The following is a 20,151-nucleotide window of genomic DNA, read 5'->3' on the forward strand; positions in this document are numbered from 1 at the left end:
ATTATATTGCATATTTGTGAACAGGATATACCCGGAGCGGAAGTAAATCTTTGTGTTTGCTCTGTCCGGGGTACTGCTATTCTTGTATTACCCTCTGATTTTTAAAATAAAACATTTGTTAACATCAATCTTCACGAAACATTCGGGTAATAAAACGTAATCCTCTTGAACCCAACTCCAGGTTTTTGACGTATAATGAAAGAGCGAGAATTCAACAAATGACGACGAATTCAGCTCTGAATCGATCCTACCGAAGAGAGAGGTGTTAATCATGCCAAAATCCATTCAGGGATATTTCATTCGGGTGTTTATCTCCACATGTATTCTATTTACAGTCATACTCGGTTCTACTGCAAATGCAGCGAGTGCGAATATATTCTCGGATATCTATAATGGTTGGGAGCGTGTGTCGGAACTACCTGGGGAAGTGAACGCATTACAGGAGAGTTACAAGCAAACACTGGAGCAACTAAATCAAACCTCCGCCCAGCTCGGACAAGCCCAGGCGAATGTCGAAGCATTCAAAGCACAAAATGATCAACTCCTGGCTCAGAACCAGAAACTGACCGAAATGGTCAGCAAACTTCAATCTGAACAGGATGCCAGAACAGCCACCGCACAGCGAATTCAAACGATGGTGATCACCATTGTTGCTCTCATATTAGGTTACTTCCTTCTGATTCGCGTGATGCGCTGGGGAATGCGCCGGCGATCTGGCCGACTATAAAAGAACAGGAGTTACTGCATGCATATACATCTGAACCATGCTGAAGCTGGCGGAGTCGGACAAGTGGTTACATTTTCACTGATTCAGGATGACCGTCTTCATATTCTGCATCCGCAGCAAATTGTTGCTTTTCGCGGTGCCAGCAGCAACAGACAAGATAAATTCATGAATATCTCGGGTATGTATCGCAAAAAAAAGCTGATTAAATCAGAAATTACTGGACCATGCCAATTTGTAGCCGCCCTTCCACCGGGATTCACCATGAAAGAAGTGCAGCTTACGGAGAACAGTGATTTGCTTTATGATTTTCGCCACTTGTTCTTCTATTCCGAAGGTGTCACGATGCAGACCAAAATTCAGAAGATCAAAAACATGCTGATTACCCGGGATGCAGTGAAGATGAAGTTTGCAGGCAAAGGAACCATTGGATTGCTCACACAAGGTCAGGTATGTCAGCAAGAACTGCATCCCACTGCCCCGCTTTATGTAGATGCTGGGAGCGTCATCGCCTACCCCGAGAATGCTCATCTGGAATTAACCGTATACGGAAACAACCTGGCCAGCCAGCATATGAACTATCATTGGAAAATGACAGGACAAGGCCCGGTGCTTTTTCAAGCGGGACGGGAAAACTACAGACTGCAACAGGACATCAATGACGAAGGTTTATTCAAACGTATATTAAAAGAAGTCATTCCTTTTGGTAACGTCATTATTAAGTAAATATGGATTTTAAAAAATGTGCCGATCCGGTAAATGATATGGTATACTGAACCCGGACAATTAAAGAAGAAAATCCATGCCTATGGCATGGGAGAGGTTCGCGAACTCCCTCTACAAGACTTGACCTGTGTATGGTCGCTACAGTCTTGCGTACTGCTTTCCGTGATTACACGTATCTTATATATGCTTAGGCTTAAGGTTTAAGTTGTAAAAGGATATGGGCTGACGTAATAACGTTGTCACGATGTACGTAAAAAACTAAGGACACTTGCTTATAGCAGCTTTTTTTAAAGCGGTTATTAAGAAGGTGTGTTTTTTGATGGATGCCAGTTCATGAACTTCTCTGTTCTTCCGACATTCCTTGCTACTATGCTGGGGTGATCTCAAGAAGATGGAGAGGTTTTTTTATGTTGAACAAAGAAAAAGCGGTCGTTGTATTCAGCGGCGGCCAGGACAGCACAACGTGTCTGTTCTGGGCAAAACAACAATTTGCCGAGGTTGAAGTGGTTACGTTTGATTACGGGCAACGTCATAAGCTGGAGATTGAATGTGCAGCAGCGATTGCCAAGGATTTGGGCGTGCAGCAAACGGTTCTGGATATGAGCTTGCTGAACCAGCTCGCACCGAATGCGCTCACTCGAGATGATGTAGAAATCACCCACGAAGAAGGGGAGCTGCCCAGCACATTTGTGGATGGACGGAACTTGCTCTTCCTCAGCTTCGCGGCCATTATGGCAAAACAAAAAGGTGCTCGCCACTTGGTCACAGGTGTCTGCGAGACTGACTTTAGCGGGTATCCCGATTGCCGGGATTCATTTGTAAAGTCGATGAATGTAACGCTTAATCTGTCGATGGACTACCCATTTGTTGTTCATACGCCGTTGATGTGGCTGGACAAAGCAGCAACGTGGAAAATGGCCGATGAACTGGGCGCTTTCGATTACGTGCGTGAACGTACCCTGACTTGTTATAACGGCATCATCGGTGACGGGTGCGGCGAATGCCCCGCTTGCAAGCTACGCAAAGCGGGACTCGATCGTTATGTAGAGGAACGTACAGTTGCTCATACAAGTACTCCCTCCACTGGAGTGGATACGCGATGAGAGAGCCTGGAACGTTTCGCATCGTTGAGCGGTTGCAACGGATTGACCAGGATATTTTGCCCACGCAGTTGAGATATCATCGCAAACGTGTGCTAGCCAGCAAAGAATTTACTTTTGATGCGGCGCATCATCTGCACTGTTATGAAGGCAAGTGCAAAAATCTGCACGGGCATACGTATAAAGTGGTTTTTGGCATCAGCGGTTATCCGGGTGAAACCGGGCTAACGGTTGATTTTGGACATATTAAGGACATCTGGAAAAGCCGGATTGAAGGTTATCTGGATCATCAATATTTGAATGAAACATTGCCTCTGATGAATACGACGGCTGAAAATATGGTGGTCTGGTTGTTCGAGCAGATGGAACATGCTCTACAAACGGAGCCTTATGCCGGACTTACAGACGGCGCACGCACGGAATTCGTGCGACTCTTCGAGACTCCGACCAGTTATGCTGAAGCAAGACGGGAGTGGATGATCGATGAGTAAGGAAGCACGCATCCCCGTCATGGAGGTTTTTGGTCCGACGGTTCAAGGCGAAGGCATGGTCATCGGGCAAAAAACGATGTTTGTGCGCACCGCGGGCTGCGATTATCGCTGCTCCTGGTGCGACTCGGCCTTTACCTGGGACGGCAGCGGCAAGGACCAGATTCGCATGCTGACGCCGGAGGCGGTATGGGATGAACTGCGCCGCCTGGGCGGCACGCGTTTCTCCCATGTAACCCTCTCCGGCGGTAACCCCGCCCTGCTGGCTTCGCTGGGCGGGCTGGTTGCTCTGCTGCGGGAGAACGGCGTCCGCACCGCGGTTGAGACGCAGGGCTCGCGCTGGCAGTCCTGGCTGGCGGACATTGACGAAGTCACCGTCTCGCCCAAGCCGCCCAGCTCAGGCATGGACACCGACTGGGCTGGGCTGGACGATGTGATCAGCCGCCTGGCTGCTGGCCCGGCGGATCGAAGCCATAGTCTGAAGATCGTAATCTTCGATCAGACAGACTTGGACTATGCCCGCCGTGTGCATGCACGGTATCCGGGCACGGCTTTATTTTTACAAACGGGGAACCCGGATGTTTCTTCGGCGGATACGCCGGATCTGACGGCTTCTCTGCTGGAGCGTTACGAGTGGCTGATTGATCAGGTAAGTGCCTCGGACGATCTGAACAACGTGCGTGTGCTTCCACAGCTTCATACGCTGGTATGGGGTAATAAACGCGGGGTTTAAATATATACGAGATGATAATACGAGGCCTGCGGCTTCGATTGAATAAGAGGAGTGTTTGTACCCTATGAGACAACCTGATGAGATGCAAGATGTAACATTGCTGGGTAACCAGAATGTGAAATATACATTTGAGTATGATCCTGGTATTCTGGAGAGCTTTGATAACAAGCATCCGTACCGTGATTATTTTGTAAAATTCAACTGCCCGGAGTTCACTAGTCTGTGCCCGATTACAGGTCAACCGGACTTTGCAACGATCTATATCAGCTATATTCCCGATATCAAAATGGTAGAGAGCAAATCGCTAAAACTATACCTGTTCAGCTTCCGCAACCATGGTGATTTCCACGAGGACTGTGTGAACATCATCATGAACGACCTGATCAAGCTGATGGACCCGCGCTTCATTGAAGTCTGGGGCAAATTCACCCCGCGCGGCGGCATCTCTATTGACCCGTATACCAACTACGGCAAACCGGGAACCAAATACGAGCAAATGGCCGAACACCGCATGATGAACCATGATATGAACCCGGAGACAATTGATAATCGCTGATGCAAAATTATAGGATAGATAAAATTGGGACTCTCCCAAACTTGAAGAGGCCCCATTTTCTCACAATTGAAATCATAGAAATGATAGACCTTACCTGTTCTACCCAAATTTCCATTCAGAACAAACTGACAACGGTATGTAAATGGTCAAAATCCAGATTGGAAATGTGGAGTTTTGGGAAATGTTGTGATAAACTGTAGACAATAAGGATAATATAAAAAAGAGTAAGGATGCGTCAACATCCTCACTCTTTTACAACAGCCGCTTTCAAGGGCGGTGGCTGTGGACAGGTAATCGAAATAGGCTGCTACCTTACCGAGGGCGGCCTATTTCTTTTTGTTTTGATTATTCAATGCAATGACGATCGTTACGACCAGTCCAATCAAGGTTACTGTAAACCCCGCAAAACTGATCATCAGCGTCAATACATCTTTTATCTCCACAGGCATCACCTCCTCACATAGGAGATTAGCCGACCGCCCATTTCAAGCCATTCTGTTGTTAAAACATATTATACCATATAATCCAACTCATAGTTATCCACTTAAACAAGCCTGAAAGATTGTTTCCTTACAATATTTGATATACAAAAAGTGATAATCTGTATATCCAGATTGTTATCTGATTGTACTTTTATAGTTTACACAATTATATTGATTCCGCTACCATTTCCCTCATATTCCCCTTGTCGCTTCTTGCAATCTATCCTATTATGTAACAATATGCTTAATTGCATAGAATCTAACATAGGCGCTGATCCCTCGTGACCGCGACCAAAGGAGAACTGGACATGTCTACACAAACCACATTAGCCAAGGACGCCGCAGCGCGTTCGAAAGCCCCACCCGGATTGGATGCCCAAGGCACCGTATACCGGATACTAATTGCCATCAGTCTGGTGCATCTGTTCAACGATTCCATTCAGTCTGTCATTCCGGCAATATTTCCTATCTTAAAAGACTCCATGCATCTAACGTACACTCAGATCGGCTGGATCGCTTTTGCGATCAATTTTACCGCATCGATTATGCAGCCTGTTGTCGGCTGGTTTGCTGATAAAAAACCTACTCCGTCGATCCTGCCCATAGGCATGGGTTTCACGTTCACGGGCATGTTGTTGCTCGCTTTTGCCGACAGTTATATGATGGTGCTCATCTCTGTCATTTTTGTCGGGCTCGGCTCCGCTGCTTTTCATCCGGAAGGCTCCCGGGTATCCCATATGGCTGCGGGCCAGCGCCGTGGACTGGCACAGTCTATTTTTCAAGTGGGCGGTAATGCTGGACAATCCCTTGCACCGCTCCTGACACGCTGGATTTTCATCCCGTTTGGGTTGTTTGGTGCCATCGGCTTTACGGGCATTGCCGCGATGGGCATTGCTGTACAGCTCTATGTCGCACGTTGGTATGGGCAGATGTTGCAATCCGGCGCATATCTGCGTAAACAAGCGGCGGCTCGTCGCGCTCCCAATCCAGCGTTACGTCAAAAAATTGCTGCCGCAATTACGATTCTGATTCTGCTCGTATTTGTCCGTTCGTGGTACGTGGCTTCAATCGGAAGCTTTTATGCCTTTAATCTGAAGGATACGTTTGGTTTATCCACGGAAGATGCGCAAATTTATATTTTCCTCTTCCTGGCTGCCGGTGCACTAGGCACATTCTTTGGTGGCCCGCTCGCAGACCGATTCGGCAAACGTAACATGATCTTTCTCTCCATGGCCGGGGCCGCACCGCTGGCGTTGCTGTTACCTTATGCCAACTTGTTCTGGACTGGCGTATTGCTGACGATTATTGGCTTTATCATGTTATCCAGCTTCTCCGTTACTGTGGTATACGCTCAAATGCTCATTCCGGGCAAAATCGGAACGGTTTCTGGTCTGATTACTGGTCTTGCCTTTGGTATGGGTGGCCTTGGGGCACTCGTGCTCGGCAACTGGATCGACGCCTTCGGTGTTTCACCCGTCATGCAGATATGCAGCTTCTTGCCACTGATCGGTATCTTTACGTTCCTGCTACCATCTGACAAGTTGCTTCATCGCTGGGCAAAAGAAAACGGGAGCGAGGAGTAAGTTCTTTTGGCTATATCCTGCTCTGGAGATCGTTAGATTTTAAAAAATCTGCTTCCAGTATACTTATAAAACACGTACAAAAAGGCTTCCGCCCGTATCTGAATTTACGCAGATCGGCAGGAGCCTTTTTTTCATCATATAGTCCTATCTTAGAACACGCTTCCCTAGTCATCTAGAGTAATATTAACCTATAACCAACTGCCTTAGGCGGATTTATCTATTTCAAACGCTTCAGAATCAGCCTTTTTTTGTACAGCATTTTGCCTGCTTCAGCGACGTCCTGAATGGTATTTTTATTGCTGACCGAACCAAAGATCATGCCTGCAATAGGCACCAACTGGAACAGCTTTTTCCAGCCAAAAGACTCACTGTATGAGTTGAACACTTCACGCCATCCCTGCATTTGAGAGATCACTTCAACTTGTTTCTCCGGATTGTCATAGTCGGCGAGCTCTTCAATGATGGCTTTCTTGCCTACAATATCGGCGGAAGAGAATTGCAGACATTTCACGATGAAGACACGCTCCAGTGGATCATCGGGATCATACCCGTAACATAGCGCCATCTCTTGCAATACTTTCAGTGAAAGTCCCATCACGAGCGGAATGTCCGCAGCAATGGTGACGATGCCTCCAAATCCTGTCGCAGCTCCTTGTGCCGCAGCAAACTTGCTACGACTTTCGGTGATGTTATCCGCGACGCGGTCCAGTACCTCCAGCGGTAGTTTTTCCACACTCTGAATTTGGGCCGTGTTCTCTGTGTTCGTATCCTGCTCTAATCGGTAGATGTCATCAGATGTCATAGGGTAACCCGAACGCTCGGCTTCTTCTTGCAGAAGCTTGGCCACTTTCTTTTTCTGAACAAGAAACTTACCACCCGTTTGCAAATATTGGCCCACTTCGTTCAGGGAGTCGCCAATCTTCTGTTTGATCGCCTTCGGCATCACTTTATCCAGCATTGCAAATGGCAAACGTCCGATTTTATCCCATATGAACAGATCCTTCTGTTCCTTCTCCCATTTTAAAATCTGCTCAAGCTCCCCGTCTAATATCTCGCGTGATTCCATATGTAATCCTCCTTAGGGTTGTAGTGTACTCCCAAAATTCTGAATATGACACAGCTCATTCTCAGCTTAACACATCATAACAAAACACCGAGAATATGTAGGAAACAGGTTAAACTGAGGGGCTTTGGCTTTGGCTTTGGTCTTGGTTTTGGGTTTTGGGTTTTGGGTTTTGGGTTTTGGGTTTTGGGTTTTGGGTTTTAAGCGTTTCGCACACACTCTATTTAGTCTAACGATCTCAGATGAGCTTATTTGATCAATATCGAGCTTTCTCCAATTCTAACGATCACCACAAACCTTATTTCGCTGAAAACGCAAGGTAAATGCCCTTTTTCACATCAAATCTACCAAATAAGCTCTCCTGAGATCGTTAGAATTTCAATCAGTCGAAAAACGGCTAAATAGCGTCTCCTGTGATCGTTAGAAATCTGCACACCACGTCCAAGGCTTTAAAACAAAAAGTAATAAGCAATTCCGTTTATATTTTGTTAATTCATTTTTTTCGATGTAATGGTATACGCTTCTGCCTCTCTTCGGTTGCTTTCACGATCTAAACTTTCTTAATCCAGACTTCTAACTCACACTGTTTAGATAACTTTGTCCTAGATCATACATATCAAAAAGAGCCTTTTGTCAGCATGATCTGCTCACCAAAGACTCTTATCTCTTATACTTTATCCAAAAAAATACTACTTCACCTCTGCCACGGACTGGCCATCGGGAACCGGAATACCAAAGTTCGGCGTTCCATCTTCATTCCAATGAATGACCTGAGCGCGGGCGTGACGGTTCGGATCGTACAGCGGATCTCCCTCAATCTCTTTGTAGTTGCGCGCATGATAGATCAGAATATCGGTTTGGCCGTCTGGTGAAACAGTAAAGCTGTTATGTCCCGGACCATATTGTCCATTCTTTTCACAAGTCTGGAATACCGGTTTCGGTGATTTCTCCCAGCTTGCCGGATCAAGCAGATCAGCATCTTCATCGGCCGTAAGTAGCCCCATGCAGTAGTGATGATTGGTTGCACTAGCTGAGTAGCTGATAAACAGACGACCATTTCGATGCAGCACGGCTGCACCTTCGTTTACTTTAAAGCCGATAATCTCCCAGTCATATTCAGGTGTCGTGATCATGACCTGTTCTCCGCGCAACGTCCAAGGATTTTCCATTTCACAAATATAGAGGTTTGAATTGCCGTTAATGCTCGGATCTTTCTGGGCCCAGACCAGATAACGAATGCCTCTGTGTTCAAAGGTCGTGGCATCTAGCGCAAAACTCTCCCATTTGGTTCGAATTTGCCCTTTCTCCTCCCACGTTCCTTCAAGCGGATTAGCGGAATCGTTCTCAAGTACATACATGCGGTGATCAAACAAACCTTCGTTGGTTTCACTTGTATGTGCGGCCGCATAGTATATGTACCATTTGCCATCAATAAAATGAATCTCTGGTGCCCAGATGTTTGCACTCATCGGCCCTGTCTCACGTTTCGTCCAAGCGGTCACTGGTTCGGCATCTCTCAAGCTCTCCAGTGTCGTTGCACGCCGAATTTCAATTCGGTCAAAGGCTGGTACGGAAGCAGAAAAATAATAGTACCCGTCTGTATGACGGTACACCCAAGGGTCAGCGCGCTGCTCCAGCATGGGATTGGTGAATGTAATGGAATTGGTCATGGGAATGAACCCCTTTCATATGTGTGTGTATGGCTTGAATCTATGATGTGCTCAGTGTGCTTGCAAAAATATGGAGAGCAGGGTTTGAGGGCACAGCGGGCGTTCGCGGGCGGTAGGGCCTTGGTGCTCTCCTTGACCTCCGATTTCTTTCATTCACCGCTCCCGGCGGTGGAAATCGGATGGCAAACTCGCACGCGCGGCTCCTTCCTCCCTCTCACTGCTGGTGCCCCTCTGTACTGGTTGCTCGCGATATTTTCGCTCGCTAGTACACATCGGGCTTCGAGCCTTTAGTTGGCTCGATAGCGTGTGGGGTTGACCGCATGGCTGGATCAACTCTCCCCGTGGCATTGCTCAGGCACAGCGGGCGTTCGCGGGCGGCAGGGCCTTGATGCTCTCCTTGACCTCCGATTTCTTCCATTCACCGCTCCCGGCGGTGGAAATCGGATGGCAAACTCCCACGTGCGGCTCCTTCCTCCCTCTCACTGCTGGTGCCCCTCTGTACTGGTTGCTCGCAATATTTTCGCTCGCTAGTACACATCGGGCTTCGAGCCTTTAGTTGGCTCGATAACTTGTGGCGTTGACCGCATGGCTGGGTCAACTCTCCCCGTGGACGGTAGGGCCTTGGTGCTCTCCTTGACCTCCGATTTCTTTCCATTCACCGCTCCCGGCGGTGGAAATCGGATGGCAAACTCGCACGCGCGGCTCCTTCCTCCCTCTCACTGCTGGTGCCCCGATTCCGCTTCAGGCACAGCGAGCGTTCGCGGGCGGTAGGTCCTTGGTGCTCTCCTTGACCTCCGATTTCTTTCCATTCACCGCTCTTGGCGGTGGAAATCGGATGGCAAACTCGCACGCGCGGCTCCTTCCTCCCTCTCACTGCTGGTGCCCACGCGTGGAACGCTCGCGATCCATTCGCTCGCCGGCACACCTCGCTGAACCACCCTACGGGGTCAGCGGTCTACTTCTCAGCTGCGCTGATTTGTTTGCCCCAGACCGCGATGCCGCGGTCGTTCAGACCAGTTACCACCAGCGCAGGCTGGCTTCGCTCCCAATCCCAGGATGGGAGCAGCTTTAGCTCTTCCGTGGAAGCACCGCCCCACGGGCTTTCCTTCCACGTCAGCGTTAACGTTTGTTTGCCATCAAACGTCCAGGTTCCCGAACCGTTCTCGCTTTCAATTTTGCCTTTACTCGTCAGCGTATATGGCACAGCCTGCACCTGCCCGTTCACAGACGGATCAAGCGCCATGCCTTCCCACGTTCCGGCAATCATCGATTTCGGCATGTCTTGTGCGGTCTCTCCGGCATAACGTTCAGGCGACACGACAGGCCAGCCATCCTTCGTCCACAGCATTTTACGCACATGCAGATACGGCCAGTTTTTATCCGTCTCGCCCCGCGCATGATGCACGATGTAATAATCGTCGCCATCCTTCAGCACGGAATTATGCCCAGGAGCAACCCAGCCTTCACCTTCGGTGAAGCGGTATCCGCCCAAAATTTTGGTGCCAATCTCATACTGTGGCAGATGCTCCGTATCCAACATTTTATTGCCGTTCATATCCGTATAAGGCCCTGTGATGGAGTCGGCACGAGCTACCCGCACGTTATAGTCTTCGAACAGAGAATCATAAGACACGAACAGGTAATATTTTTGAAACTCTGGATTATACACAATGTATGGCCCCTCGACTGCGCCCTCTTCGGTTGCACGATCCCTTGCTGCGATGCGTGTACCATACCCCTCTTCCTTGAACTTGCCCGTGTCCGGGTCAAGCGGTGCAATATAGATCCCATCGAAAAATGAACCATATACCATCCACGGGTTGCCTAAGGCATCAAGCACCGGATTGGCATCAATGGCATTCAGGCCGTCCTTTTCCTGACCAGCCGTCTTCACAACCAGTCCTTCATCCTTCCACGGTCCCTCGGGAGACTTGGAGGTTTGCAATCCGATCGCTGACTGTGTACTACCAAAGCTCGAAGCCGAATAATACAAGCGGTACGTATCCCCGGCTTTAATAATATCCGGTGCCCACAGGTTCGTCGCTCCTGTCCAATCGAGTGCTTCCTTCGGGATACCCGGCAAAGCCTGCCCCACCCATTTCCAGTTGATCAAATCATCGGATTTTCGCACCATTACGCCTGGTTTCGGTTCCCCTGCTACTCGAACGTCTGTGGAATAGACATAGTAGCCTTGATCCGTTTTGATAATCGCAGGATCATGTGCATTGTTAACCGTCCACTTGGATTCATCATCCAAAATCGAAAGATCATACATTCTTGGTTCCTGCGGAGCTTCCGGAAAAACCGGAGGTTTCGCCGTGTCGCCGCCATCTGCACAGCCTACCGTACCTAGAAGCATCAGTAACATCAACATCGCAACTCCTTTCCTCGCCCTATGCCACTCCTTAAGTCCTGTCCAATATTTATCATCTTTCCGCTTTTTTTGCCCCTTGCATTCTTTTTGTTCTTTCATTTCATTCAACTCTTCTCGTTCTTCCGGTTCTTTCCTTACTCTCCAACTTTTCATTCCCATCACCCTTTGACCCCTGAAATCGCAACCGACTCGATAATCTGCTTCTGGAAGATCAGGAAGATGATCAGAACCGGAAGCAATGCCACAATCGACGCCGCCATAATGAGCGGATAATCCGTTTGAATCGCATAGGTCGCGTTAAAGTTCGCAATGACAAGTTGCAAGGTTTGCTTTTCAGGTGAATTCAGATAAATAATCGGTGCCAGATAATCGTTCCAGATGCCCATAAACCAGAGAATCAGCTGTGCAGCGACCGCAGGTTTGATCAGCGGAAACGTAATACTGGAATACAACCGGAAGTAGGAGCTACCGTCGATCTTCGCCGCTTCAATAATTGCGTCAGGAACACTAAGCAGATATTGCCGCAAGAAAAAAATCATAATCACATTCCCGAATAGTCCCGGTACAATCAGCGGCAGCAAGGTGTCCACCCAGCCCAGCTTCGAGAACATGATAAATTGCGGGATCATGACCGTCGGATACGGAATCATCATCGAGGCCAGCAAGGCGAGAAATAGTTTGTTCTTATGTGGAAATCTTAACTTGGCAAAAGCAAATGCCGCAAGACTCGACGTAAATGTCCCAACTACCGTCACACTAAGAGCTACAATGAGACTGTTTTTAATCCCGCTGAGCAGCGGTCCTGCTTCCCAGATCTCTTTATATTTATCGAATCGAAACACTTCCGGAATCCAGACCGGCGGAAGCGCGAATACATCCTGTTTCTCCTTGAGCGAGGTGGACAGCATCCAGAGCAAAGGCGCAATCATCGCAATCGCACCGATGGACAGAACGATAAATATAATGGAATTGGTTACTTTCCTTCTTTGACTATAAGACATCTTCCGTTCCACTCCTTTCCTCGCCCATTAATCCCCGTCGTAGGCTGATCTTTCGTTAAGTTTGAATTGTATAAGCGTAATCACAAAGATGAAGATACCCAGAATCATGGCCATCGCAGAAGCGTAACCCATCTGCAGGTTGCTAAAGGCCTTCTGCCAGATATAAAAGACGATTGAAGCGGATGCATATTCCGGCCCACCTGTCGGTGTCATGATATTCATCTCGGTAAAAATTTGAGAACCACCGATGATATTTGTCACCACGAGGAAAAAAGTTACGGGTTTCACCATCGGCCAGGTGATATTGCGGAAAATCTGAAATCCATTCGCGCCATCCAGCTCGGCAGCCTCGTAATACGTACGGGATACACTTTGCAGTGCCGCCAGATATAAGAGCATCGTATAACCGAGACCTTTCCAGACAGTCATGATGATCAGCGCAGGTTTTACCGTATCTTTATTCGCCAGCCAGTTGGGGCCTTTGATACCAAACAGATCAAGGAACTGATTCACCAGACCATAGTCTCCGTTGTACGCCCAGTTCCACATGATGGATACTGCTGCCAAGGAAGAAATAACCGGTATGTAATAGATCACACGAAATGTGGTCGTACCCGGAATTTTACGATTCAACCCCATTGCCAGCAGTAGCGCCAGCAACAGACCAATCGGAATACCAAGCATCAGGTAAAACGTATTAAACATGGCCTTGTAAAAAAGATCATCGGTCAACAAATCTTTGAAATTGGCAAGCCCGATAAAATTCATCTGCCCCAGGCCGTCCCAATCGGTAAACGAGCCATAGAGGGAATAGAGGAACGGGAACAATACAAAGATCACAAGCCCCAAAACGGGGGGCAAAATAAACAAGTATCCATACATCATCTCTTTGCGATACAAACTCGATTTCGTATTCACGTGTTCACCCCTGTTTCTAAGATCAGCATGTGGCATACATCGATTGGCCTTTTTGAATCATGGCTTCTGCTCTGTTCCGGTCAATACATGCCACATGCTCGTATGGAATCTGGCGATAAAATTAAACTAAACGTTTATATCGTTCACTCCGTACAACATGTAAAAAATAGTTCAATCTGTATCTTCTAAAGAGCAAATGATGCCAGCAGCATCGGTTCAGGCTGCTGGCATCCCTTGTCTATCTATTTATTCTGTGATTTCTTCTCCTGCTCCACCGCTTTATCCAGCAGTTTCTGCATCTTCGGTTGTTGTTGCTTCACATAGTCAGCGGCGGTCATCTTGCCATCGAGTACCGGCTGAATGTCGGTGAAGAACATGTCGTACCACTCCGCGTTGTAAGTGTAGTTACCTGGCAACGCTCGTCCGTAGTCTTTTACGATATCGATGAATTCTTGTTTATTTTCCGGTTTGGTCGAAGTATCCTTCGCCCACTCATCAGCCATATCAAGCAAGTTCGGAATTTGCACCTTCGCGTCTACCAGTTGTTTCATGCCATCTTTCGACGCAGTAAGGTAGTTTACCAGTGCAGCAGCTTCTTCCGGATGTTTGGTTTTGGCAGATACACCGATTCCGAGGGAGCCGATCCATGTCGCTGATTTGCCTGTTGATCCTGCCGGGAAAGGCAACAGATCATAATCGAATGGAAGCTTTTCAAATGTACTCATATCCCACGGACCTACAGGGAAGAACGCCATCTCACCCTTCATCCAGCGTTGATACGTATCAAGCGTTTGTGCTTCCTCAATGGAAGGAGTGATCTTGTACTTGTTCTGCATATCCGCGAAGAATTGTAGCGCTTCGGCAAATTTTGGATCATCAATCGTGACTTTCGTTTTGCTCTCGTCCAGCCAGTCAGCCCCGTTGCTCCATACAAAAGATTGCAGTGCCCATTGTACGTTAAAACCTGTACCGAATACGTCCGGTTTACCGTCTCCATTCGTATCTTTCGTTGCTTGCTGATTTACCTTGATAAACTCTTCCCACGTATAAGGCTTGTCCTTGTCAGGGAGCGGAATGCCTTCTTTTTCAAAAAGGGTCTTGTTATAACCCAGTGCAAATGGCCCGACATCCTTAGGCATACCGTAGAGATCACCTTGTCCTGCCATCTTGCCATCATAACGATACAAGTCCACGCCATACTTCCAGATATTATCCAGATTGATATCTTTGTTTTTCTCGATATACGGTGTCAGATTCATGAGCACATTGCTGTTCACATAGGCCTTCATATCACCCGGTGTGAAATAAAATACGTCTGGCAAGCTATTGCCTGTAATCGCCGCGCGAAGCTTTGTCGCATATTGATCCGCTGCGGTAACGATGATTTTAACTTTGACGCCGGGATGTTCTTCTTCGAACTTTTTCACGACAGCCTGATACGCCTTCTGCTCATCCGTGCCGCCGCGGAACATAAACGTCAGTTCTTTATCTCCGCTCGAACTTCCGCTTCCCCCTCCACAACCTGCAAGCACCAGTGCACTGACCAGCATTAGCAACATAAACGTGACCCAACTCTTTCTCTTGACCATATGAACCCCTCCTGATCTGGACTTGTAAACGTATTCAATACCATGAATCAACATTTCTGTTGTTAAATTTATCAAATCCAGATCCTTTTAGTCAATACTTTATTAAAACATTTTATATTTTTATAAAATAAAAATCATACTAATACGTCGGCCAGCCGTTTCCGTCCCATAACAAATCGTTAATCAGCAATTTCGGATTGCCATTATCCGTTGCATCATAAGCATGCCGTACGATTAGATTGCCGTTGACCACGTCCTGCCCACCCGGGCCTTTCCATCTCACATTACCTGAGTCCAAAATCGTGCCGCCACCGTTCATCATACTCACTCCGTTTTTGTCGACGTAAGGACCTGTGATGCTGGTGGATCGACCGTAGACCATTTTGTAAGTACTGTTCACACCTTTACAGCAAGAGTCGATCGAAGCAAACAAATAATAATATCCGTTGCGATACGTGATACTTGGCGCTTCAATTGCGCCCCCGTTATTCGGACGTGCTGCAATCGAGGAGATGTTACCTGTCGGTTTCATCGTGTTTTTGTCCAGTTTTACAATTTTCAGACCGCTCCAGAACGAGCCAAAGGCCAGCCATGGATTACCCGAAGCATCAATAACCAGTTCCGGATCAATAGCGTTGTAGTTATTCGATGTATTGGATTGCAGTACAAGCCCTTCATCTTTCCATTGCCCCGCGCCAACGCTGTTTGCGGACGCTAACCCAATCGCAGACCTGTTGGAACCAAAGGTCGAGATGGAATAATAGAGCCAAACCTTGCCGTTATACCGTTGTACGTCCGGTGCCCATACATCCAGGTCTTTCTGTGCAGGGACAGCCGAATTCCACCAGGACGGTTCACTTAGAAAAATCTGCGGCACACGATACCACGACGTTCCGTTATCGGATTTCAGCACCTGAATACCCGGACCCGTGGAAAAGGTGTACCAGGAATTGCCCTCTTTGATGATCGTCGGATCATGAACGGCAATGTCTCCCGATAGATTCCAAAACGCGGCTAAAGCCCGAGGCTGTCCTGCAAGCACTAGCACCATCACCAACAATGCAGGTAAAGCCCAACGCTTTTTGGATGAAATCTTCGAGCTGTTCAAGCCTGTCTTCCACTCCAGCCTCTTCAACTTCTTCCACTCTAAACTCCTCAACTTCTTCCATGAACTGAACTTTTCCATACCGGAACGCCGCCTCTCCTGATTAAATGGTTGCTTTGGTTCATGAAGTATTAAATCAATTTAAGTATAATAGGATTATAAAAGCGGTTACATTACAATTCAATGGTATATTTCAAATATACATGAATTAATTTAAGTTTTTATTTTAAGTATGTGGGGATAAAATCTCATATGACCTTTAAAAATTTCATTGTTTATATAGGGTATATCTCACTTTTCTCCGCTCTTTCTTTCGAGCATGTAATGATTTATAATTATCTGAAATAAAACAGTCAAATGTGCAAGAGTCTGTGTAAATAGGCTTTGTTCAGAACGGGGAAAGGACATCCACCTATGATTTATATTAAAGATCTGATGTCAGGTGTGAACATTTTCAAAGCACTCAGCTCCGAAATTCGCATTCAGATTATTGAGTTGCTGGCCAGAAACCAAAGTCTTAATCTCAATGACCTCGCAACCAAGCTTGGACTTAGTAACGGCGCGATCACAATGCATATCAAAAAGCTGGAGGAAAGCGGATTAATTGAGATTAACACAGCGGTCGGCAAACACGGCATTCAGAAGATCTGTTATCTTAACGAGGAAAAGTTGATGGTTGACCTGCGTTCACAGGAGATCCACAACCGGTACGAGGTAGAAATCCAGGTTGGGCATTACAGTGATTATCAGGCAGCACCCACATGCGGCATTGCTACGAAAGACAGCATTATCGGGGAGTTTGATGACCCCCGTTACTTTGCCGACCCGCTTCGGATCGATGCCGAGATGATTTGGCTAGCGGAAGGATATCTGGAATACCGAATTCCCAATTACCTGAAGCCCAACCAGACGTTTAGCGAGATTCAACTCTCCATGGAGCTCGGTTCAGAAGCCCCTGGATTCTGTGACAACTACCCGTCAGATATTTACTTCTACATCAATGGCAAAAAGATCGGACTCTGGACGAGTCCAGGAGATTTCGGCGATACACGCGGTACGTTTAATCCGGACTGGTGGCCTCCTCACCTGAATCAGTACGGTATGCTGAAGCTGATTCGCATTACGAAGGAAGGCAGTTATATCGACGGATGCAAAATCTCGGACGTTACCCTGGATGATATCGGGCTCGATTACAAAAGCGATATTCACTTCCGCATCGCTGTCACAGACGGCCCAGTCAACAAACGCGGCCTGACGATTTTCGGCAAAAACTTCGGTAATTACGGCCAAGGTTTGCTCGCACGGGTGCTTTATAACGTGCAGGAGGACTAGACAGGATCTGGCTGGAAAGTTTGGTTGAAGATGCTCCTAATTTTAGAAGAGTGCGAATCTGCACTCTTTTTTTAGTGATATACTTATGACCTGTATTGAACAAGAAGTGATGACGGGTGGGGTTCTATTGAAACTGGAACGGTTAGTCTCGATCATATACAAGTTACTTAATAACGAGGTGTTGTCTGCCTCTACCCTTGCCGAGGAATATCAAGTATCGCCCAGAACGATCTATCGGGATATTGATGTGATCTGCGCAGCCGGATTTCCGGTTGTTTCGCATCAGGGAATGAATGGCGGGTATGGCATTATGGATGGGTATAAAATGGATAAAAGCCTGCTCGGCTCCTACGATGTGGACGCTTTGATTACAGTGCTGACCAGTCTCTCCACCGTATTTAACGATGTGCGTGCACAGGGTACAATCGAACGTTTGCAGACCATTGGAGAACAACATGAGAGACCAAACTTAACTGTAGACCTGAATACATATCGAACTGAGCCTGACTCGCTTTCGCATCTTCGTGCAGGAATCATGGAACATCATGTCGTTCAGTTTGATTACATTAATTCCAAAAATGAGCGCACAAGCCGAGAAATTGAACCTGTTCGATTGCAGTTTAAATACCGTAGCTGGTATGTGTATGGATATTGCCGAAGCAGGCGGGATTATCGGGAATTCCGGCTGTCACGCATGTTAAACGTACATCTGACCAACCGTCATTTTGAAGCGCATGTTCTCTCCATGGGAGAGCCATCTACCACTCCCCCTGTCACCCAGGAGATCATGACAGATGTGGTATTTCGCGTATATCCGGATGCACTCGCGGAGGCGCTCGATCATTTTCAGCAGGCAGACAAACAATTTCATGAGGACGGCAGTATGACGATGCGCGTTCAGGTTCACAAACCGCTCCATGCCCCGTGGTTATGGTCTTTTTTGCTGAGTTTGGGAAGTGGCGCAGAGGTTTTGGAACCTCTAGCACTGAGGGATGTATTAGAGACGCAACTACGAAATGCACTGAGACGTTACGACAAACACAATCATTGAATCCCGATAATGGGAGTCTTGTGAAGTGAAAGAAGAAGTATGACACGCTGTTGTCATACTTCTTTTTTTATACTCATTTCAGTAACAAGGGAGGCACTAAGACCATCCTATCATTCGCTAAAATAAAGGAGACGATTTTTTTATGAATTACCTAGAAGAAATGGTTCATTATCATGTTTGGGCTTCGCAGATCATTATGCAACGCATTCAGGAGTTGCCGGCTTCTGTGCTGCATCAGGAAGTGAACAGTTCCTTTCCCACCCTCGCCCATGCGCTCAGTCATATGAATGCTGTGGATCAGATGTGGTACCTGGTGCTAACCGGAACCAGCATGCCTGAAGCTTTACAAATCTGCATGCCGCGTAACGGGGAAACGTTTGCCACCATAGAAGAATATTTCGAGCGTTATGCCGAACTATCCAATCAATATCTGACTTGGTTCAGTCAGCAGACGGATTTGGAGCAGGCGCTTCTGCTTGACAATCCCTTTGCAGGCGTACGACAAACCCGTTTCGCGGAAATCATCTTACATCTGGTGAATCACGGGACCTATCACCGGGGGAATATATCCACCATGTTGCGTCAGCTCGGCCATGCTTCTGTCATGAATGACTATTCCAGATTCTGGTACGAAAACTCCAATACTTCAGAGTAATTCTCTAATGCTTGAAGTCCATTGTGCCTGATAAGAGGTCTTGGATACGATGTAGTATGAAACTCTTAGATATCATGTAATATGAAGGTGTTAGATACAATGCAACATGAAAGGTCTTGGATATGAAGCCATCTGTTCCACTTGAACGAATACTCACCTTTACCTCCAGGGAAGAGTTAAGAAATTGGTTACAGGAGCACGGAACTACAGAGTCCTGCTGCTGGGTTCCTGTGAGTTTGAAACCACTCCCGAATACCCTTTTATATCTGGATGCTGTTGAAGAAGCATTGTGCTTTGGCTGGATTGATGGCGTCAAAAAGAAAACTTCCGATGGCCTGTTATTACAACGCTTATCTCCACGTAGTCGCAAAAGCTCATGGACAGAGCTCAATAAGGAGCGTGTGCGCCGATTAGAAAGGCTAGGTCTTATGCAAGATGCGGGTAGAAAGGTTCTGCCCGACATGAATCCTGAAGCTTTTGTTGTGGATGCCGAGATTGAAGAGAGGTTAACTGCGGACAGACAAGTACATGATCATTTCGTAGCTTTTCCTCTCCTCTATCAGCGGGTACGTATCGACACGATTCAGAGCGTTAAACGGCAGCCTGCTCTCTTTCAAAGCCGACTTGATAAGTTCATCCAACATACGAAGGCAAATCAACTGTATGGTCAGTGGCATGATAACGGGAGGTTGTTACAGGACTAAAACATGAGTGGATTGGTTCGCCCGCCAGCCGGTCGAATGCTGCGTGAATGACGAACAAAAGCAAGGCGTTGGAAGTTATTCAAACAGCAGTTAGCCCGGTGTTATGCAAGCAGCAGAGTGCGTGGTATGATTCAAGCTCTATTTTGAACCAAAATCAACCGGCTGGGCTCTGGGTCGCTAAGTTTCTAACGATCACAGGAAACGCTATTTAGCTGTTTTTCGCCTGACTGGAATTCTAACGATCACCAGAAACCTTATTCTCCGATTGTTAGCTTTTTTTCAGGCGAAATTAGCGAA

Annotated in this window: 21 protein-coding genes; 12 read left to right on the forward strand and 9 right to left on the reverse strand. The window is 47.2% G+C overall.

Annotation, left to right across the window (positions count from 1 at the left end; genetic code table 11):
• Positions 1-271: 271 nt before the first annotated feature.
• The 6 genes from J2T16_RS17575 (at position 272) to queF (ending at position 4,327) form a co-directional block, all read left to right on the forward strand.
• Positions 272-727 (forward strand): hypothetical protein, encoded by a 456-nt coding sequence (locus J2T16_RS17575; RefSeq protein WP_221787763.1) that lies wholly within the window; start codon positions 272-274, stop codon positions 725-727.
• Between the two features lie 18 nt (positions 728-745).
• Positions 746-1,450, forward strand: a complete 705-nt coding sequence (locus tag J2T16_RS17580; RefSeq protein ID WP_499018917.1) for an AIM24 family protein — start codon at positions 746-748, stop codon at positions 1,448-1,450.
• Positions 1,451-1,860: 410 nt separating this feature from the next.
• A complete protein-coding gene (gene queC / locus J2T16_RS17585; RefSeq protein WP_499018978.1) occupies positions 1,861-2,553 on the forward strand; it encodes a 7-cyano-7-deazaguanine synthase QueC in 693 nt (230 codons plus the stop codon).
• Positions 2,550-3,041: a 6-carboxytetrahydropterin synthase QueD gene (queD, locus tag J2T16_RS17590; RefSeq protein WP_499018918.1), complete on the forward strand. Its 492-nt coding sequence runs from the start codon at positions 2,550-2,552 to the stop codon at positions 3,039-3,041. The genes queC and queD overlap by 4 nt, the downstream gene beginning before the upstream one ends.
• Positions 3,034-3,771 (forward strand): 7-carboxy-7-deazaguanine synthase QueE, encoded by a 738-nt coding sequence (gene queE, locus J2T16_RS17595; protein WP_499018920.1) that lies wholly within the window; start codon positions 3,034-3,036, stop codon positions 3,769-3,771. Before queD ends, queE begins: the two co-directional genes overlap by 8 nt.
• A gap of 64 nt (positions 3,772-3,835) precedes the next feature.
• Positions 3,836-4,327: a preQ(1) synthase gene (queF, locus tag J2T16_RS17600; RefSeq protein WP_110897191.1), complete on the forward strand. Its 492-nt coding sequence runs from the start codon at positions 3,836-3,838 to the stop codon at positions 4,325-4,327.
• A 326-nt stretch (positions 4,328-4,653) separates the two neighbouring features.
• On the opposite strand, the gene J2T16_RS17605 is transcribed toward queF, so the two are convergent.
• On the reverse strand, positions 4,654-4,770 hold the full coding sequence (locus tag J2T16_RS17605; protein ID WP_222125695.1) for a putative holin-like toxin: 117 nt from the start codon (positions 4,768-4,770) through the stop codon (positions 4,654-4,656).
• Between the two features lie 347 nt (positions 4,771-5,117).
• On the opposite strand from J2T16_RS17605, the gene J2T16_RS17610 reads away from it, so the two are divergent.
• Positions 5,118-6,392, forward strand: coding sequence for an MFS transporter (locus J2T16_RS17610; protein ID WP_090918386.1), 1,275 nt, complete (start codon positions 5,118-5,120; stop codon positions 6,390-6,392).
• Positions 6,393-6,609: 217 nt separating this feature from the next.
• Here the strand turns inward: J2T16_RS17610 and J2T16_RS17615 are convergent, their stop codons facing one another.
• From J2T16_RS17615 to abnA, 8 genes are all read right to left on the reverse strand, one after another.
• Positions 6,610-7,458 (reverse strand): EcsC family protein, encoded by an 849-nt coding sequence (locus tag J2T16_RS17615; protein ID WP_336120925.1) that lies wholly within the window; start codon positions 7,456-7,458, stop codon positions 6,610-6,612.
• A 686-nt stretch (positions 7,459-8,144) separates the two neighbouring features.
• Complete coding sequence (locus J2T16_RS17620) at positions 8,145-9,125, reverse strand: glycoside hydrolase family 43 protein (RefSeq protein ID WP_499018921.1); 981 nt, start codon at positions 9,123-9,125, stop codon at positions 8,145-8,147.
• 655 nt (positions 9,126-9,780) lie between these two features.
• Positions 9,781-9,975 (reverse strand): hypothetical protein, encoded by a 195-nt coding sequence (locus J2T16_RS17625; protein WP_499018922.1) that lies wholly within the window; start codon positions 9,973-9,975, stop codon positions 9,781-9,783.
• A 105-nt stretch (positions 9,976-10,080) separates the two neighbouring features.
• On the reverse strand, positions 10,081-11,496 hold the full coding sequence (locus tag J2T16_RS17630; protein ID WP_221787918.1) for an arabinan endo-1,5-alpha-L-arabinosidase: 1,416 nt from the start codon (positions 11,494-11,496) through the stop codon (positions 10,081-10,083).
• A gap of 161 nt (positions 11,497-11,657) precedes the next feature.
• On the reverse strand, positions 11,658-12,500 hold the full coding sequence (locus tag J2T16_RS17635) for a carbohydrate ABC transporter permease (RefSeq protein ID WP_090918394.1): 843 nt from the start codon (positions 12,498-12,500) through the stop codon (positions 11,658-11,660).
• A gap of 27 nt (positions 12,501-12,527) precedes the next feature.
• Positions 12,528-13,418, reverse strand: coding sequence for a carbohydrate ABC transporter permease (locus tag J2T16_RS17640; protein ID WP_090918396.1), 891 nt, complete (start codon positions 13,416-13,418; stop codon positions 12,528-12,530).
• Positions 13,419-13,660: 242 nt separating this feature from the next.
• Positions 13,661-15,007: an ABC transporter substrate-binding protein gene (locus tag J2T16_RS17645; RefSeq protein WP_090918398.1), complete on the reverse strand. Its 1,347-nt coding sequence runs from the start codon at positions 15,005-15,007 to the stop codon at positions 13,661-13,663.
• A 139-nt stretch (positions 15,008-15,146) separates the two neighbouring features.
• Positions 15,147-16,058, reverse strand: coding sequence for an arabinan endo-1,5-alpha-L-arabinosidase AbnA (gene abnA / locus J2T16_RS17650; protein WP_499018981.1), 912 nt, complete (start codon positions 16,056-16,058; stop codon positions 15,147-15,149).
• A 468-nt stretch (positions 16,059-16,526) separates the two neighbouring features.
• On the opposite strand from abnA, the gene J2T16_RS17655 reads away from it, so the two are divergent.
• The 5 genes from J2T16_RS17655 to J2T16_RS17675 all read left to right on the forward strand — a co-directional run bounded on the left by J2T16_RS17655 (position 16,527) and on the right by J2T16_RS17675 (position 20,066).
• Positions 16,527-17,444 carry an ArsR/SmtB family transcription factor gene (locus J2T16_RS17655; RefSeq protein ID WP_090918400.1) on the forward strand — a complete coding sequence of 306 codons (918 nt, stop codon included), beginning with the start codon at positions 16,527-16,529 and terminating at the stop codon, positions 17,442-17,444.
• A gap of 127 nt (positions 17,445-17,571) precedes the next feature.
• The gene (locus J2T16_RS17660; RefSeq protein WP_499018983.1) at positions 17,572-18,495 is read left to right on the forward strand and encodes a helix-turn-helix transcriptional regulator; all 924 of its coding nucleotides are present in this window, start codon (positions 17,572-17,574) and stop codon (positions 18,493-18,495) included.
• 142 nt (positions 18,496-18,637) lie between these two features.
• Positions 18,638-19,150, forward strand: coding sequence for a DinB family protein (locus tag J2T16_RS17665; RefSeq protein ID WP_499018924.1), 513 nt, complete (start codon positions 18,638-18,640; stop codon positions 19,148-19,150).
• A 122-nt stretch (positions 19,151-19,272) separates the two neighbouring features.
• Positions 19,273-19,854, forward strand: coding sequence for a YdeI/OmpD-associated family protein (locus J2T16_RS17670; protein ID WP_499018925.1), 582 nt, complete (start codon positions 19,273-19,275; stop codon positions 19,852-19,854).
• 47 nt (positions 19,855-19,901) lie between these two features.
• The gene (locus tag J2T16_RS17675) at positions 19,902-20,066 is read left to right on the forward strand and encodes a hypothetical protein (protein ID WP_221787755.1); all 165 of its coding nucleotides are present in this window, start codon (positions 19,902-19,904) and stop codon (positions 20,064-20,066) included.
• Positions 20,067-20,151 lie beyond the last annotated feature (85 nt).

The sequence above is a fragment of the Paenibacillus intestini genome, assembly GCF_030803945.1.
In the GTDB taxonomy this organism is placed as follows: Bacteria; Bacillota; Bacilli; order Paenibacillales; family Paenibacillaceae; genus Paenibacillus; species Paenibacillus polysaccharolyticus.